The sequence below is a fragment of the Vibrio salilacus genome (genome assembly GCF_002811245.1).
GTDB classification, from domain to species: Bacteria; Pseudomonadota; Gammaproteobacteria; order Enterobacterales; family Vibrionaceae; genus Vibrio; species Vibrio salilacus.
Genome location: NZ_NIVQ01000004.1, coordinates 1 through 16,866 on the forward strand (window position 1 = coordinate 1; position 16,866 = coordinate 16,866).

At 43.7% G+C, this 16,866-nt stretch carries 15 protein-coding genes; 9 read left to right on the plus strand and 6 right to left on the minus strand.

Annotation, left to right across the window (positions count from 1 at the left end):
- Positions 1–348: 348 nt before the first annotated feature.
- Positions 349–627 (minus strand): 50S ribosomal protein L25, encoded by a 279-nt coding sequence (gene rplY, locus CDZ87_RS03700; RefSeq protein WP_038174579.1) that lies wholly within the window; start codon positions 625–627, stop codon positions 349–351.
- Positions 628–1,025: 398 nt separating this feature from the next.
- Between rplY and CDZ87_RS03705 the strand changes: the two genes are divergently transcribed.
- From CDZ87_RS03705 to CDZ87_RS03730, 6 genes are read left to right on the plus strand one after another with little or no spacing between them, the layout of a single operon-like run.
- The gene (locus tag CDZ87_RS03705) at positions 1,026–3,080 is read left to right on the plus strand and encodes a type VI secretion system Vgr family protein (RefSeq protein WP_100752229.1); all 2,055 of its coding nucleotides are present in this window, start codon (positions 1,026–1,028) and stop codon (positions 3,078–3,080) included.
- On the plus strand, positions 3,080–3,862 hold the full coding sequence (locus tag CDZ87_RS03710; protein ID WP_100752230.1) for a DUF4123 domain-containing protein: 783 nt from the start codon (positions 3,080–3,082) through the stop codon (positions 3,860–3,862). The genes CDZ87_RS03705 and CDZ87_RS03710 overlap by 1 nt, the downstream gene beginning before the upstream one ends.
- On the plus strand, positions 3,859–5,997 hold the full coding sequence (locus CDZ87_RS03715) for a T6SS phospholipase effector Tle1-like catalytic domain-containing protein (RefSeq protein WP_100752231.1): 2,139 nt from the start codon (positions 3,859–3,861) through the stop codon (positions 5,995–5,997). Before CDZ87_RS03710 ends, CDZ87_RS03715 begins: the two co-directional genes overlap by 4 nt.
- Entirely contained in the window at positions 5,975–6,727 is a 753-nt protein-coding gene (locus CDZ87_RS03720) for a DUF2931 family protein (RefSeq protein ID WP_100752232.1), read from the plus strand. Before CDZ87_RS03715 ends, CDZ87_RS03720 begins: the two co-directional genes overlap by 23 nt.
- Before the next feature lie 45 nt (positions 6,728–6,772).
- On the plus strand, positions 6,773–7,504 hold the full coding sequence (locus tag CDZ87_RS03725; protein ID WP_100752233.1) for a DUF2931 family protein: 732 nt from the start codon (positions 6,773–6,775) through the stop codon (positions 7,502–7,504).
- A 44-nt stretch (positions 7,505–7,548) separates the two neighbouring features.
- Positions 7,549–8,265 (plus strand): DUF2931 family protein, encoded by a 717-nt coding sequence (locus tag CDZ87_RS03730; RefSeq protein WP_100752409.1) that lies wholly within the window; start codon positions 7,549–7,551, stop codon positions 8,263–8,265.
- A gap of 45 nt (positions 8,266–8,310) precedes the next feature.
- On the opposite strand, the gene CDZ87_RS03735 is transcribed toward CDZ87_RS03730, so the two are convergent.
- The 4 genes from CDZ87_RS03735 to radD all read right to left on the minus strand — a co-directional run bounded on the left by CDZ87_RS03735 (position 8,311) and on the right by radD (position 12,523).
- Positions 8,311–9,651: an ATP-binding protein gene (locus CDZ87_RS03735; protein WP_100752234.1), complete on the minus strand. Its 1,341-nt coding sequence runs from the start codon at positions 9,649–9,651 to the stop codon at positions 8,311–8,313.
- Entirely contained in the window at positions 9,641–10,300 is a 660-nt protein-coding gene (locus tag CDZ87_RS03740; protein WP_100752235.1) for a response regulator transcription factor, read from the minus strand. Before CDZ87_RS03740 ends, CDZ87_RS03735 begins: the two co-directional genes overlap by 11 nt.
- Before the next feature lie 5 nt (positions 10,301–10,305).
- Positions 10,306–10,677 (minus strand): PepSY domain-containing protein, encoded by a 372-nt coding sequence (locus CDZ87_RS03745; protein WP_100752410.1) that lies wholly within the window; start codon positions 10,675–10,677, stop codon positions 10,306–10,308.
- A 106-nt stretch (positions 10,678–10,783) separates the two neighbouring features.
- Positions 10,784–12,523, minus strand: a complete 1,740-nt coding sequence (radD, locus tag CDZ87_RS03750) for a DNA repair helicase RadD (protein WP_100752236.1) — start codon at positions 12,521–12,523, stop codon at positions 10,784–10,786.
- A 73-nt stretch (positions 12,524–12,596) separates the two neighbouring features.
- On the opposite strand from radD, the gene rsuA reads away from it, so the two are divergent.
- The 3 genes from rsuA (at position 12,597) to CDZ87_RS03765 (ending at position 15,368) form a co-directional block, all read left to right on the plus strand.
- A complete protein-coding gene (gene rsuA / locus CDZ87_RS03755; protein WP_100752237.1) occupies positions 12,597–13,298 on the plus strand; it encodes a 16S rRNA pseudouridine(516) synthase RsuA in 702 nt (233 codons plus the stop codon).
- A 199-nt stretch (positions 13,299–13,497) separates the two neighbouring features.
- The gene (locus tag CDZ87_RS03760) at positions 13,498–14,709 is read left to right on the plus strand and encodes a Bcr/CflA family multidrug efflux MFS transporter (RefSeq protein WP_100752238.1); all 1,212 of its coding nucleotides are present in this window, start codon (positions 13,498–13,500) and stop codon (positions 14,707–14,709) included.
- Positions 14,709–15,368, plus strand: a complete 660-nt coding sequence (locus CDZ87_RS03765) for a DUF2913 family protein (protein WP_100752239.1) — start codon at positions 14,709–14,711, stop codon at positions 15,366–15,368. The genes CDZ87_RS03760 and CDZ87_RS03765 overlap by 1 nt, the downstream gene beginning before the upstream one ends.
- Before the next feature lie 22 nt (positions 15,369–15,390).
- Here the strand turns inward: CDZ87_RS03765 and CDZ87_RS03770 are convergent, their stop codons facing one another.
- A complete protein-coding gene (locus CDZ87_RS03770) occupies positions 15,391–16,824 on the minus strand; it encodes a DUF2867 domain-containing protein (RefSeq protein ID WP_100752240.1) in 1,434 nt (477 codons plus the stop codon).
- Between the last annotated feature and the right edge of the window lie 42 nt (positions 16,825–16,866).

The window sequence follows — 16,866 nt, forward strand, 5'->3', positions numbered from 1 at the left end:
ATGAATCGGAACGTTTGTATTGGGAAAGCTCTAAAACCGTGGCCAATTTTAGTTGACCACTACAGAGCTTATAGTTACGTAGGTTGGTCTGTACGTCTTTAAGAGCACAATGAAATATTAAAAAAGCTACAGCTCTTTTGATGTCGACTGTATAACTACATCCAAAGTACACTCAGGTATTTTAACTTATTGATCTAAATTAGAAATGTATGATTTCTAGGGTCCAGAAACGGTGAAACCCCGATGTTGGTAGCATCGGGGTTTCGAATTTCTAGACTTCTCGGTTGGTAATGCCGATTATCTTATATGCAAAAGGTTGGATTTTATCCGAATAATTCCCGGTAGGAATTAGATACGGATGAAGTCCATGTGCTCAACTTTTGGCTTGAACGCGTGACGTTGAACGTCTTGTGGCTTAACTTTAACTTCAGCGCCGTCAATTACTAGAACGATACCTTCGTAGAACTCAGGCTTGTCCATTTGGTTGATAACGTCATCGTGCTTAAGAACGATAGATACTGGCGCAGCTTCACCACCGTAAACGATAGCAGGGAATTTACCAGCGTGACGTAGGCGGCGGCTCGCACCTTTACCTAGTTCAGTACGTACTACTGCTTCAAATTTCATAGTATGACTCTCTAAAAATACAAATTGATTTATCCGTCCGCAATGCGACCTCGCGGACATTGAACGCTCAAGAGAAATTGGTAGTAACTCCATAAGCGAGCGCGGATACTAACATTCTCTCTCTTTTGCCGCAACTCAAAATCCTCTAATCCCTTTGTTTTAAGGCGATGCACTATCAATTGGTTAAGTCTAAAGCACTGTCTGTATTACGCTCTGATAATAGAAATCTTGCCTATGAGTAAAATGCTGCCTAAAAGTAGGCAAAACCTTGCTTGATTTTAGCGGTTCATGCGCTGGATATCAGCAATAAGCACAAGTTGTTTGTTGGCGCTATCTTTGCAACATCGCGTAGATTCACTAAATGGTCTCGTGAGTTGCGAGCAAAGAAAGGAAGCGTTATGCCAACACTGCATTACCGGATAAAAATTGAAGGGCTAGACGATGATTCGCTGGTAGTTCGACAGTTTTCAGGTACTGAGTCGTTATCTTCGACGCGTTTAGAATCTGGCCAAGAGTGCTGTGGTTATCGTTTCAACATTGATTTAGCCAGCCGACGCCATACTCTTCATCAAGATGATGTTGTTGATCAAAATGTACAGCTCGAGCTGTATCGTAATAATGTTCGCGAGCGAGTTGTACATGGCGTGGTAAGAAGCTTTACCAAAGGCGATACTGGCCATCATCATACCTTTTACTCGCTTGTTCTTGTTCCCGCTCTTGAGCGTTTGTCGTTACGACATAATAGCCGCATATTCCAATCGCAGACGGTGCCAGAAATCGTCTCTATCCTTTTGCAAGAGATGGGAATTTCAGATTACGGCTTTGCACTAAAGAAAGAGTATGCAACTCGAGAATACTGTGTGCAGTACCGAGAGACAGATTTGGCGTTTATTCATCGTCTGTTGGCCGAAGAGGGCATCACTTACTACTTCCAGCATGAAGATAACAAGCATAATGTTGTTTTTTGTGATGCCACTGAGTGTCTAATCGAGTATCAGACACCGATTCCTTATAATGCAGTTTCTGGTGGCTCTGCAGATATTGCGCATGTTTTTGGCTTGGCAGAAACCAAACGTGTACAGGTAAGTCACGTTCAAACCGGCGACTACAGTTTTAAAAAGCCAGCTTATCGTTTTTTACAAGATCAACAAGCATCGCAAGCTGAATACCAAAACAGTCACCTTTACGAGCACTTTGATTTTCCTGGGCGTTACAAACAAGAGTCAGTCGGCGCTGCGATTAGTCGTACTCGCTTAGAATATGTACGTAGGATGGCGCATTCAGCGGTTGCTCAGAGTAACCATTTGCAAATGCAAGCTGGGCTTAAGTTTCAACTTGAAGATCAATCAGAAAACTTTTCTACTAACCTGTGGCAAGTGATTAATCTTGTCGTGACCGGAACTCAACCTCAGGCTCTTGAAGAAGAGGGAGGTAATGGTGCCACAACGTACCAAAATGAACTTATTTTGATTCCAGCCAATACTATTTGGCAAGCAGAGCCGCAAGCGAAACCTAAAGTCGATGGTGCTTGTATTGCCCTAGTCGTTGGCCCAGAAGCTGAAGAAATCTATTGTGATGAATACGGGCGAGTGAAGCTACATTTCCCTTGGGATCGCTACTCAAATGGCGACGAGTATAGTTCTTGCTGGGTAAGGGTTTCTCAAGGTTGGGCGGGTTCTCAGTATGGAATGGTTGCGTTGCCAAGAGTGGGGCAAGAGGTCATCGTCTCTTTCTTAAATGGCGATCCAGATCAGCCGATTGTTACTGGCCGAACTTACAATGCAACCAACGCCTTGCCTTATCCGTTGCCAGACAACAAGAGCAAAACGGTGATTCGAACTGAGTCACACCAAGGAAGTGGTTTTAATGAACTGAGCTTTGAAGATCAAGCCAACCAAGAGCAAATCTACTTGCATGCACAAAAAGACTTTCAAGCTGAAGTTCTCAATGACGTAAAAACCCATATCCGCAATGACCTCCATGTTCAAATTGATAATGATCAGTTTGACTCAATAACTAACAACTATCATGCAGTGACACAAGCTGAATCAAGGCTGACCGTTGTAGGCTCAAACACGGAAATAGTCGAGAGTAACCTTGAGCAAAAAATTGACACCTTATTCGCAGCCGAGGCAGGGCGCGAAATTTCATTCAAGAGTGGCGCCAAAATCGTTGTAGAGGCTGGGGCTGAAATTACCCTCAAGGCCGGTGGCAGTTTCGTCAAAGTTGATGGCGGTGGTGTTCATTTAGTTGGTCCTGCGATCAATCTAAACTCTGGAGGTAGTGCAGGTTCAGGCAGCGTCTATAGTGGCAGCGAGCCAATACTACCGATTGATGTAGAGTCGCCGCCAGTTCCTGAAGTTGCAAAAACCATCCGTTACCAATCTCTTTTACAAGCTGAAGAGTCAAGTATTCCGGCGGTGAAAATGTGCCCATTAGCAGGTGATGTTTGATGTTAGCCGCATATTTACCGTGTAGTGACAGTAACGCCTATTGGTTAGTCGATAGCAAAGCGCATCGTCTTGCTGTGAAAGCGTTGAGTTTCGGGTTTGATGAGGCGGTACCACTCTTCTTTGGAGAGACTTTTGCGCCAGCGATGGACTTATCACCTTGGTTGATCCCCGTAACCGAGCAAGTTACGTCATTGGATGATGATGTATTGGATCTAGGTATCCTATTACGCAGTGAAAGACCAGTTGATGAGGTGATTGATCACCTACGCAGCCTTTTAATCGCATCGTTAGACGGTGAAGAAGTCATGTTTCGCTATTACGATAAAAAGGTCCTTCTCGCGATGCTTCAAGCCATGGATGAAAGTGAACGTTATGCATTTATGGGCAATATCGACACTATGATACTTGCAGAGCAAGAAGTTCATGAGTTTCAAAATAGCGCGAGTAAGCCTTTTGAGCTCAATGTGGACGTTTGGTGGCGTCTGTTACCGCATCACATGGATGCGCTCTACAACGTTCAAAACCATGCAAAAATTCTTGAAAGACGTTTGTGGGAACTGATACCCAATGCGTTAGCGCAATTCGACAGTCCATCCAATGTGATCATTCATGCGCTTGAAAGTGCTATTGAACGCAACTATGAAAAGTCGCAGCTAGAGTCGTGCGTAATCATTGAAGTGGCTAAACAAGCGAATCTACACCTTTCAGAACTATCAATGCCCCTTCGTTTAACATTTGATGAGCTTAAAGCATTACAAAGAATTAAGGAGACTTGGTCGTGAGTAGTGAAACAGGAACCAGTCCTTACTGCTATCCGTGTGAAAACAGTAATCACTGGATTGAAATCCTTGTTCGGGATGAGTTCAATCAGCCCTTTTCAGGCGTGAGTGGCGTTTTAATTGACGGCGCTGGTAATGAATTTCCAATATCACTAGGTGAAGCCCCAATTTTATTGGAAGAGCTCGCAGCGGGTGTTGCCACTCTTAAGTTAGACAGTCAATCTTGGTTGATTGAAGCCCAAGGTGACAAGCGCACACCGAATTCAGAAGCCAATCCGACAAAAGAGTTCGCCAGTGAATATCAGGGACATCAAGATTCTACACCAAAATACGTCGAGATAACCGCCGGAGATGTAACCGAACTTGCGGAAGGGGAAGCTTTGCCTTCTCGCCATCAAAAAGGTAAAGCAGACAGCTTAAAGTTGGTCGTAGATAATAGTTATGTACTGCAAGTACGCGGCTTTAACTTTATTACTCTCCGTGTAGGGATGTTCTTTGATGGAACAGGTAATAATACGTACAGCGCCCAGTGGGGCAAAAAGCAGTTAGAGAAGTATCAATCTAAGTGGCGTCAAATATACGATGCAGATTGTCAATTGATCTCAGAAAGGTCTGAGTACAAGAAAAGTAATATACCAATTACGGAGTTGTCTGAGGAATGTTTCAAATACCCTGAGGAAGAAAACTTCTTGGTCAAATTATTTTCTGAGAGTGATGATGAAGTAGAAACTGTTGAGGGTAGTGCGACCAATGAGCTAACCAATATACAGAAGTTGTTTGAGCGATATGCTCAAGATAAGTATTTTGAAACCGAGAACTTGTTCTGTTCAGCTCATTATATTACCGGAATCGGCACAGGAAATGAGACTGTTGAGAAACCAGCAAAAGAATCGATATTTGGGCAAGGTACTGGCATCGGTGATTACGGTGTTGTTGCAAAAGCAAATTTTGGGATAGAAAAGCTAGTTGAACAAGTTTCCGGATTAAAAAGTATTTTCGAAAATGATTTTCCCAATGTAGTGGATGGTATTTCGAAGTTACAATTTGATGTGTTTGGCTTTAGTCGAGGAGCTGCTTCTGCAAGGCATTTTGTGAATGTGGTTCTTGAAGGGGGCGATGGTGAATTTGCAAAAGCATTTACAGATGAATGTGAAAAGCAGAAAGTTGGATTGTCTAGCTCCTTTGATTGGGATTTAGCTGATAAGGATAGAGCTAGTTGCGAGGTAACATTTGTGGGGGTGTTTGACACGGTGGCATCTGTTGTACATCTTGTATCGCTAGACTCCAAAACAATTCTCGATTTTGACTTCAGTACTCATACTGACAATGGAGGTGTTAAGCTGTGGCTTGATCCTGAGCGAGTCAGAAGGGTTGTTCACTTAACTGCAAATTCAAAAACTGAATGTAGAGAGAACTTTAGTTTAAACCGGATTAATGAGTATGAGACATTTTCTGAATTGACGTTGCCTGGTGCTCACTCAGATATTGGTGGCGGTTATCACTCGAGGAACTCATATTCTCAAGAGGATTATTTATTACCTTTGCTGGAAAATAAACTAGTGAAAAAAGTGAGTCGTTCTTATTCTAGTCAATTTGAGAAAAAAAGAGCTCTTAAATATATCCAGCAGACTCTGGAAGAATATAAAAAGCTGGACTTAAACAGTGGATGGAAAGATTCAGACTACGCTCCAGTGATTCTTGAGGAAACTATGCTGGGCAACAATCGGAATAGAGTTACAGGCAAACTGTTTATTAAGAGGAAAGTTGAAGGTGACTTATCGCGCTTATATTTACGAGTGATGTATGGCTTCGCAGAGTTTCATGGTGTGCCTCTAACGGATGACGATGGATACGCTTGGACAGATAACGTCTACCTATTAGTAAAAGATTTACCTTCCGATAAGAAGGATAATTCGATGGCATTTACTGAGTTAAACGCCAATATATTGAAATTAGCAAAAAATGGTGATTATGAGGGAGTTATAAGCTCACTGAGTACACCGCAAAGGTTAAAAGAGTTTATGGATTCCGATTTGTACCACCATTCTTCGAGTGATACTGTTGGAATGAAGCCACTATTGAATGAGTCAAAACAACAATTTGAAAGAGCTAGTTATGAGTGTAATAAAGATACTTAATAGGCTATTACTGCGTTTAGCTTTATTCTTAGCCGTTTTGAGCGCCAATGCATGTGCTTCAACGACGCCGGGTGATGTGCCTGAGTGGAGGGTTAGTGTTTCCTCATCATCACTATTTCCTACCAAAGTTACAAAGTCTTATGGGACTAACTATCAGGAAAATTGGACATCCGAGCTACATGCGTTTAGTCAGTTTATGGCTAAGAGTGACACGAGCAATGCTAAGAAGTGGCTAGACGGTTATGATGGCTACGGCTTACCTCTACACACTTTTACTATGGTAAGGGGAGTTCAGATTTCGGGAAGAAGGTCATTACCAGATGAAGTATATTTATACTGGACTTCGCTTACAAACACTCAGTTCTATGTAACTCGATTTGACTTAGATGAAAAAATAAAAAGACTGATGGCTAGCAAAGATAATTATATCGGACATTCAGGTGATGAGATTAGCTGCTACCGAAGTGAAATTGTTTTTGGGCTTTTACCTGACGGGCGCGCTAAGGTATTTGTAAAAGGATGTGGAGAACTCATCTACATCGCAGAGCTAGAGCCAGAGCGAGTTATGGATCATGATAGCCATGGCTTCGGTGCCGACGACTACAAAAAACGTTCATACCTAAAACGAATACAAAAAAGAGCCGAAGAAGCTGGTGTGTCGATAGACCCAATTCCATGGGACAAAGTGAACAAAGTGTACTCCAGCGACAAAATTACACAGTTAAACTGATATACATTCTTCTAGTGTTTACCAAGTTTCCCGAAAGTGGTGATAGTGCAAAAATTAATGTCTAGCGTGTTAATGATGTTGCCGATGGCTTCTTGTGCATTCGCAAAAGTGCCTAGCGTTCCTGAAGATATGCCTAAATGGCGTATTGGTTATGCTATGTCTTCGTTGTATCCGGCAAAAATAACCGAAGCTTATGGAGTGAATGAGGAAAAGGATTGGACATCGTTTGTTCACAACGATCTACAATTTATTCGTAGAACAGAATTGGATAGAATTTTAGGTAAGCTACCAAACTATAATGGCTTTGGTATTCCGCTAGGTTCGGCCGTTGGGATCTTTCCTCAGGTAGCAGGGACCAAAACACTACCAGACAGCGTATTTATATATTGGGCATCAATAAGTAATGCAAGATTCTTTGTGACTAAATTTGACTTAACAAAAGAGGTTAAATCATTGATGGTTACAAAAAGGCAAATGACTACATGGGATGGTGCTGTCCTAGATTGCTATCAAAATGACATTGTTTTTGGTTTTTTGCCCAATGGAAACACTAAGGTTTGGTTAGATGGCTGCGGCGAGTATAAATACGTAACAGAACTAATGCCAGATGCTGAGCTTGAAGCAGACTCGCGTGGTAACAATGCCGAAATTTACAAAGCTAACTATGGCGCACGAATTACTAAAAGAACAGAAGAAGTAGGTGAGACTTTAGACCCAATCCCATGGGACAAAGTGAACAAAGTGTACTTCAGCGAAAAAATCAAACAAGTAAACTGATGTGTTGTAGCCGGTTACTCATCGGGTTGCCGACAGTGGTGATAGTGCAAAAATTATTGTCTAGCGTGTTCGTGATGTTGCTGCTGGCCTCTTGTGCATTCGCAAAAGTGCCTAGCGTTCCTGAAGATATACCTAAATGGCGTATTGGATATGCTATGTCTTCGTTGTATCCGGCAAAAATAACCGAAGCTTATGGAGTGAATGAGGAAAAGGATTGGACATCGTTTGTTCACAACGATATGCACTATATGCGCAGAACAGAGTTGAGTAGGATAAGGCAAGATATAGCTGATTATGATGGTTTTGGTCTAGTTCTAGGGACACCTGTAACTAAGATTGGTCAGGTCGCTGGCACCCAAACATTACCGGACAGTATCTACATTTACTGGGCTTCCATTTCAAACCAAAGATTTTTCACGACTAAATGGGATTTGTCACCCAATATCAAGACGGTGATGAGTACCAAAGAAACGTACACCAGATGGGATGGTGTTGTGAGAGATTGCTATCGCACCGATATGATTTTTGGTTTTTTGCCCAACGGGAACAGTAAAATTTGGTTGCGTGGTTGTGGTGAATATAAATACATCACCGAGATAACACCAGATGCAGAGCTTGATGCTGATACTTTTGGCAATAATGCCGATATCTATAAAGCTAACTACAGTGACATGATTGCCGAGAGAGCCAAACAAGCGGGTGTGTCGATAGACCCTATCCCTTGGGACAAAGTCAATAAAGTCTACTCAGACATCAATTAGTTAAGTTCATTTAGTTAATCAGAGTCTCGGCAGTGCTTTTCGTGGTTAGGTGGAAAGCTTCAATGATAGAGTAACTTTTAGTCCACCTAAGTGACTCGTAGAAAGCGACAGCTGACCACGGTAACTATGAGCCATCTCGCTGACAATATTGAGGCCAAGACCGCTGCCGGGTGTTGTTTCATCTAACCTGACACCGCGCTGTGTGACTTGATTAACATCCTCGTTAGGAATTCCCGGACCATCATCTTCAATAATAATATTAATGTCGCCGATTTCACCGGGCTCGGAGTAAACACGAATAATCGTATTCGACCACTTGTAGGCGTTCTCAAGTAGGTTGCCGACCATTTCATCTAGGTCGGTTTGCTCTACAGCGACATCGATTTCAGAATCTAACTCGTTGACCAAAGTGATTTGACGGTTCGCATAGAGCTTGTCAAATGCCATCGAAATCGCATCGACCCTTGATGCTACGTTGCTACGCACGGAAAGAATATTCTTCGATCCTGCCATGCGGGCTCGGCCAAGATGATAATCAATCTGGCTTTGAATTTGTTCGACAGAAGGCAGTAAGTGCTGTTGAGTGTTAGAGTCCAAGTTATTGATTTCGTTTTTGAGTACCGAAAGGGGCGTTTTTAATGCATGGGATAAGTTACCACCATGATGCCGAGCGCGTTCGAGTAACTCTTGATAGTGGAACAGTAGCGCATTGAGATCAGAGACGACGGGCGAGACTTCTTTCGGATAGTCTTGGTCAAGGCGTGTTTTATCTCCGCTGCGCAGTTGAGCCAACTCTTTTTGCATTTTGGTCAATGGACTCAGCGACCACTGAACTTGCAACATGATGACGAGAAGTACCCCAAAATAGAGTAGCGCAAGAATGACCCACAACTGACTCATAAGCTCGCGCACCGTATCTTTAATCGGTTGCTCATCGATACCAATCAGTACTTGAATTGGCCCTTTGTAATCGGGGTAATAGAGATTCATTTTGACGAAAATTAGTGGCTCACCGCGTGCGCCGAGCATCTCTTTACCGTTAGGTTCAGACACCATGGTTTTATCCCACAATGAGCGCGAACGCAGTAAATCAGAGTCAGTCTGAGCAGACCAATAAAGCCCGCTGTAAGGTCGATTAAAACGCGGATCAGAAAGTGCATTAGCCAGTGTGATATTGCCGGTTTCATCCGCCTCAATCGACGCGGATATTTCGTCGATAAATAGATTTAATTGTCCTTTAGTGTCATCGACCATGTAGTTGAGTACTTGGTTCGGGACACTGATTCCAGCAGCAAAAACCATCGCGGTTAGCCACACAATGGCCGCCAGTACTAAGCGACTTTTAAGACTCAGACGCTTGAGAGTTGGACGTATTTTATTCGGCATTCAATTGATACCCTAAACCGCGGACAGTCTTTATTACTTTAGGGGCGATTTTTTTTCGGATTCGGCCAATGAAGACTTCAATTGTATTTGAGTCACGATCGAAATCTTGTTTATAAATATGCTCGACGAGCTCAGTGCGTGAAATAACTTTTTCTGGGTTATGCATAAAATAGGCAACCACTTTGTATTCCAAAGCGGTTAAGCTTACCGCTTGTCCTTGCCACATGACTTTTGATGTACGAGTATCTAGGCTCAAGTTGCCGACTTGTAGAATAGGTGAAGCACTGCCTGAAGCGCGGCGCAGTTGAGCACGAATACGAGCGGTGAGTTCGACCATCTCAAATGGCTTGGTAAGGTAGTCATCGGCGCCGGCATTGAGGCCTTCAACGCGCTGAGTCAAGGTGTCACGGGCGCTCAAAATAATCACTGGGGTATTGATGTTTTCATCGCGAATGCCATTTAATACGGTTAAACCATCCAGTTTTGGTAACCCAAGATCTAATACAATCGCGTTCCACTCTTCAGATGTCGCGCGGTATAAAGCATCAATGCCGTCTTGGGCAAGTTCTGGCACCCAGCCCGTCTGTTCCAGTGACTCAATAATTTGTTGGCCTAAACGTGGGTCATCTTCAACAACAAGAATTTTCATAAGCGTTAGTCTTCTGTATTTTTAAGTGCTTGTCTGATGTTTCTGCCTTTAATTTGCAGCATTTCCAACGTCTGGGCGTTGTATTCAACTTTCAGAATGTTGTTATTGTGGTTTAGTTTTAGCTCGTATATCCACATATCATCATCCTCTTCAAGTTCAACCTGAATAATTCGACCATGCAAGTCGCGCTCAACCACGGCGTACATTTCAGAAAATGGCTGAATATAGCCTTTTTTTACCGCGTCGTAGACTTCGTCTTGGTCCTCATCGAATTCAATACGAGTGCCCGGTTTGTGGACGTCTTGAACTAATGCATGGCCATCATAGTCGTCGTGATCTTTTGCTATCGTAGGCCAAGCGAACAGTGTACATACCATCAAGACTATAAAATGTGTAATTGGACGTTTAGACACAATGGTACCCCTTTAAAGTTTCTCAATATGAGTATATGGACTCAAATATGAACGCCAAGTGAATTATCGATTATTGGATTAACTCATCGGCGAAGATTTTGTCGCGCATTTTCCAAAATCGGCCAGATTTTCTGGCAATAACAAATTGTGGCGGTCGAAAGCGGTGTTGATTGTTCACCACTTTAGTTGGTGAAGCATCTTCAAATGGGCGGTGTTTGTCAGCAAGATGAGGACGAACAAACTGATCTTTAAAGCGCTGTTTCTGATTTCTAGTTGTGAGTGACCAAAATTCGCTGACTTTAGCCTGATTTTCTCCGATATAACAAACCTTAAGACTACTTTTTCCCTTGTCATCTTTATGTACGGATAAATCCATCTCGATGCACTCGAAAACTAAGGCATCTTTTAGGTTTAATGCCTCTTTAAGCTTTTTGTCAGGGTCGACTAAGGTTGCGTCACATTCATGACATATACGCGCGGCAATGTCATTGTCTGCGCCACATTCACCGCAGTATTTGGCGCGAAAACGATAGTTGCAATGCTCACGCTCTCGCGTTTCATCGTCTTCGAGAAAGCCCTGACATTTACGACCAAAGTGTTCGATAAGAAAACCGTTGCTATCAAGCTTGCCCCAAAAGTTATTATTGAACCCGCAAGTAGGGCAGGGAATGGTAATGATTTCGCTATCAGAATCGGGTTTGGGATCGCCAACTTCAGGCTGATAAAGATCGTAACTGTTACCCGCATAATCAAGCACTAAACACTCTTTTTTTCCGGGAGATAACCGTAATCCACGTCCAACAATTTGCTGATAGAGGCTAATTGATTCGGTTGGGCGTAAAATAGCAATGAGATCAACGTGGGGGGCGTCAAACCCAGTCGTCAGTACTGAGACGTTAACCAGAAACTTAATCTGACGCTGTTTGAATTGGTCAATAATGCTATCGCGTTCGGGTGTCGGGGTATCACCGATAACAATGGCTGTTTGGCCGCTGGGTAAAAGCTGATAAATCTCTTGAGCGTGCCTGACGGTAGCGGCAAAAATCATCACACCTTGTTTCTCTTTAGCCATGGTAATGATCTGCTCAACAATTTGCGGGGTGGCTCGCTTGGCCTTGTCGATCACCATGTCGAGTTCTGCCTCTTTGTAGCGTCCTGTGCTTGCAGGTTTAAGCTGCGAGAAATCGTAACTTAACACGGGAGCATCCATCATTTTCGCGGGCGTCAGGAACTGTTCGTCAAGCAGGTAACGAATCGGCAGTTCGAAAATGCAATCTTTAAAAAACCGAGGTTCTTCACTACGCACTAAGCCGCGTGTGTGGTATTGGTAAATCCATCCCATGCCTAAGCGATAAGGGGTGGCCGTTAAACCGAGTACTTTGATACCAGGATTTTGTTCGCTGAGATGCTGAATGACTTTCTGGTAACTGGTGTTTTTGTCATCGGGAACGCGGTGGCACTCATCAATCACCAGCAATGAGAATTGATTTTTGAATTGATCAAGGTTACGAACGACCGATTGAACCGAGGCAAAGACCACTTGTTGATCGGTCTCTTTGCGGCCAAGTCCAGCCGAGAAAATGGCCCCTTTAAGATCATACCCTTCGTATTTAGCGTGGTTTTGTTCCACCAATTCTTTGACGTGGGCGAGAACAAGCACGCGTCCTTTGGCTAGCCGGGCGAGTTCTGCAATCACTAAGCTTTTGCCCGCTCCGGTAGGAAGCACTAATACCGCAGGTGTCGAGTGTTTACGAAAGTAATGGATGACAGCTTTGACAGAGTCAGCTTGGTATGGGCGAAGTGTATACATAAATTGTGTGAAATAGCTCAACTATTTGGTCCAGTCGCACTATAATACCTCACCTAAGAAAGATGAGGTATTCATGCGTTTAGATAAATATCTATGCGACGCACTTGGTGCGACGCGAAAAGAAGCAACAAAAATCCTTAAAAGTGGTGAAGTCACGGTAAACGGCGTCGTGCAAAAAAGTGGGGCGTTCAAAGTGACCGATGACTGCTGCGTAGAGTGGCAGGGCAGAGAAATTCACAAACTGGGTCCGCGCTATATCATGTTATTTAAACCAGATGGTTTTGTGTGCTCGCATGAAGATGGCTTCAATCAAACGGCATTTATGTTGCTAGATGAAGTGAAAATGGACGAACTTCACTTTGCTGGCCGATTAGACGTTGATACCACAGGTTTGGTTTTAATTACCGATGATGGTCAATGGTCACACCGTATTACATCGCCAAAACACAAGTGTGAGAAAACCTACCGTGTTTGGCTTGTTGACCCGATATTAGATGATTACGTCGAAAAATTTGCCGAAGGCATTCAACTGCGGAGCGAAAAAGATCTGACGCTTCCTGCCAAGCTTGAGATTGTGGATCGTAAAGATAACCAAGTATTACTGACCATTACCGAAGGTAAGTACCATCAAGTGAAGCGTATGTTCGCGGCATTGGGCAATAAGGTCGAGCATTTACACCGAGAGCGAATCGGTGCTATCGAATTATGTGACTCTCTAGAGCCTGGTGAATATCGCTACCTCACTCAAGATGAAATTGACTCTGTTTGGAAATAATTCTAGGTTTAGGAAATGGTTTATTTCCAAATAGGAACTCGTCTTTTTGCTTTAAATGTTTGAGGATAGAACGCTCAAATATCTTTTTTAGGTGTCGATCGTCATGTGTCTTCGCGATGAAGATACACGGCACTGCGATTCCATTCTGTTTGGTTGTAGCAAGGAGGCTGCACCTAATCCACAGCCGAGTAGGAGACTTATGTCCGAGAATACCTCACCGCCATCTAATGTTAATGCGCCACAAATCAATTTGCTTTTATTTATTGTTCTCGGTGCCATCGGTGCACTAACGCCTCTGGCGATTGATATGTATTTGCCAGCGATGCCAACGATTGCTCGCGATCTTGGTGTGCAACAAGGCGCCGTTCAGATTACGTTGACCGCTTATACAGCCGGTTTTGCTATTGGGCAGCTTATTCATGGCCCACTTGCAGATAGCTACGGGCGACGGCCAGTATTGATTTTAGGTATACTGTTCTTTGCTTTAGCATCTGTTGTCAGTGCAACAACCAACGGTATTGAAGCATTGATGTGGATTCGTACCGCGCAAGGCTTTGCTGGAGCAGCCGCGGCCGTTGTGATTCAAGCGGTCGTACGGGATATGTTTGATCGCGAAGACTTTGCACGAGCGATGTCGTTTGTCACTTTAGTGGTCACGCTTGCTCCTTTGGTCGCGCCAATGATTGGTGGTTATGTTGCTATTTGGTTTGGTTGGCGAGCCATTTTTTGGATATTGGCCGGCTTCTCTTTGGTTGTGATTGCTTTAGTGTTGTGGAAAATTCCTGAAACATTGAGCGCTGAGAATAAGCAACCGTTCAGATTGCGAAATACCTTAAGAAACTATTCACGTCTGTTCCAAAACCCTCAAGCTCTTGGTTTGATTTTCTCGGGGGCGTTTTCGTTTGCAGGTATGTTTGCCTTTCTAACGGCGGGCTCGTTTGTTTATATTGATATTTATGGCGTGCGTCCTGACCAGTTTGGTTACCTGTTTGGTATGAACATCATTGCGATGATCGTGATGACAAGTATTAATGGACGTTTGGTTAAAAAGGTTGGCTCACATACCATGTTGCGCTTTGGTTTAGCGGTGCAATTGTTGGCTGGATTCGGATTGTTCGCGACATGGTTATTTGATTGGGGACTGTGGGGGACCGTGATTTTTGTTGTGATGTTTATTGGCACGCTATCAACCATAGGTAGTAATAGTATGGGGCTACTTTTGAGCGGATACCCAACCATGGCAGGCACAGCATCTTCACTGGCAGGTACATTGCGTTTTGGTACCGGTTCGATCATTGGTGCCGTAGTCGCGTGGTTGCCAGGCGGTGTAACATGGCCAATGGTATTAGTTATGAGCGCGTGTTCGATTATTTCGGCCGCGTGTTATTGGATGTATGGAAGAAAGGCGTGATGTCGCAATATACCGTAGAAATACAAAAACTCGTGGATCAAGCACTAGAAGATATTGCTAAAGAGCATAAAGCGGGCAGGCTAAGCAATGGCTCGGTGGCTAACAATCTCTATCTGGTACGTTGGGTAACTAAAGCGATTAAATCGCAGCAGTTTCCGCGTATTGTTGTCGATGATCTTGTTCGTTGGCAAAAAATGGGTCGCTCAAAAGGCGATCAGGCCGGATTGATGACAACCTTCCAACGGATCTCGACTTATTATCAGCAGTTTTTCCCGCAAGGTGAACCAGAGCGTGTGATCAAAGATAAAGAGATCGATGCTTTTCTCGATATGATGGAAGTAAACGGTTGGGAAGTGTCGACGTCAGAGCCTTTGGTTGGCTGTGGCAAGGTGCAGATATTTATCGAAGGTTCTAATTCGTTGGCGCTTTGCTCGGATCAATGTGACGACTGCTTTGATGGTGAAGAACTGGTCAAACCGATGAATTGGTTTGTTCGTGGTCACCATGCTGATTTTATTGAAAAAGCATCAGCGGCAGGTTTTATGGTGCATAAAGTGACCGACTACAAGTCAAATGTGAAATATCATGGTGAGTACCTGATTTTTCCTGCCAACCGCGGTAACCAGTTAGCTGAAATTCCCTTGAGCTTAACGGTCTAACTGAACGATAAAAGGGCTTCCATTACGGAAGCTCTTTTGCTTTACGCACAATGGCTTTAACCATACCTTTAAAAATAAATAGGTGCGCTGGCATCATTGCAAACCAGTAAAGTAACCCTTTAAAGCCTTGTGGGTGCCACCACGCAGTGACATTAAACGTTCTTTTATCGCCAAGATCTTGAATAGTGAATTCGAGTCGGCCAAGCCCCGGCCCTTTCATGCCAAATAAGAGTGAGATAAATGCCTCGTCTTCACAACGAATAACTTTCCACGAATCAATAAAATCGCCCACTTTTAGTTCCGGGCCTGGCGGGCTGCGTCTGATAGGTTTACCGCCGCCAAAGAAAATATCGAGCCATTCACGTGTGCGCCAGAGGCTATTAGCAAAGAAGTAACCTTGTTCTCGACTACCAATTGTTTTCACGATTTGCCACAGTTGTTTCGTCGTTAAGTCAGTGGTTATTTCAGCACCAGTTTGTTTTGGGTAGTAGCCAAATCCGGGTTGCCAACGTGAAAATGCGGCAGGGTCGTACCCCCAGACATTGCTGCGGACAAAGGTTCCTTCGTGTTGAATACTGTTGTTGACCATCTGCTCGAATCGAATCAAAGGCTGTGGGTATTTAGCTTGAATATCTTCGCAATTAGCAATGAAGTCATGCTCTAGGCCTGACAACAAAGCAGCGCCGATACTGGAAGGCACCGACGTCACAATCCCCAACCAGCGTGATGCCATTTTAGGTGTCAGTAGTGATGTTGGCCAAATCGTGATCGGCTTATTGACCGCTTTAGCGATTACTTTAAATTGATCGCGGTAGCTAAGGGTGTCAGGACCGCCGATTTCGTATAGCTGATGAGTCGACGGCTGCTCTTGAGCGATTTCAAGAAGGTAGTGATTAAGATTTTCTAGGGCGATAGGATTGGCTCTAGAGTCAACCCATTTCGGTGTGATTAATATCGGCATGTTATAAACAAAATCGCGCATTATTTCGAAGGCTGCCGAGCCAGGACCAATGATCACTCCAGCGCGAAGTTCTGTAATAGGGATATTGGCTTGGCGGATGATATCACCGGTCATACGTCGAGCTTTCAAATGATAAGAATCGCCAGTTTGCGGTTGAATCGCACTAAGGTAGATCACGTGCTTAACCGAGCTTTGCAACAACGCTTGTTTGAAGTTCTCTGCGAGTGAGATTTCGTAGTCGAGAAAATCATGTCCATGGGCCATACCATGAACAAGGAAGTAAACTAAATCAAAGTGTTGTATCAGATTTTGAGTGGCTTGCTTGTCGGCTAGATCAAGATAGTTCAGTTGCAGGTTTGAATGAGGAACAACCCGAGCGCGCAAATAGTCTATTTGACGTGCGGCAGCCGTGACATTGTAACCTTGGGCACACAACTGAGTAAGCAATTGCGAGCCGACATAACCAGAAGCTCCTAAAACCAGTACATTCTTCATCGCGATTCTCTATTATTTTATTGGTTTCATATTAGGAGTGAT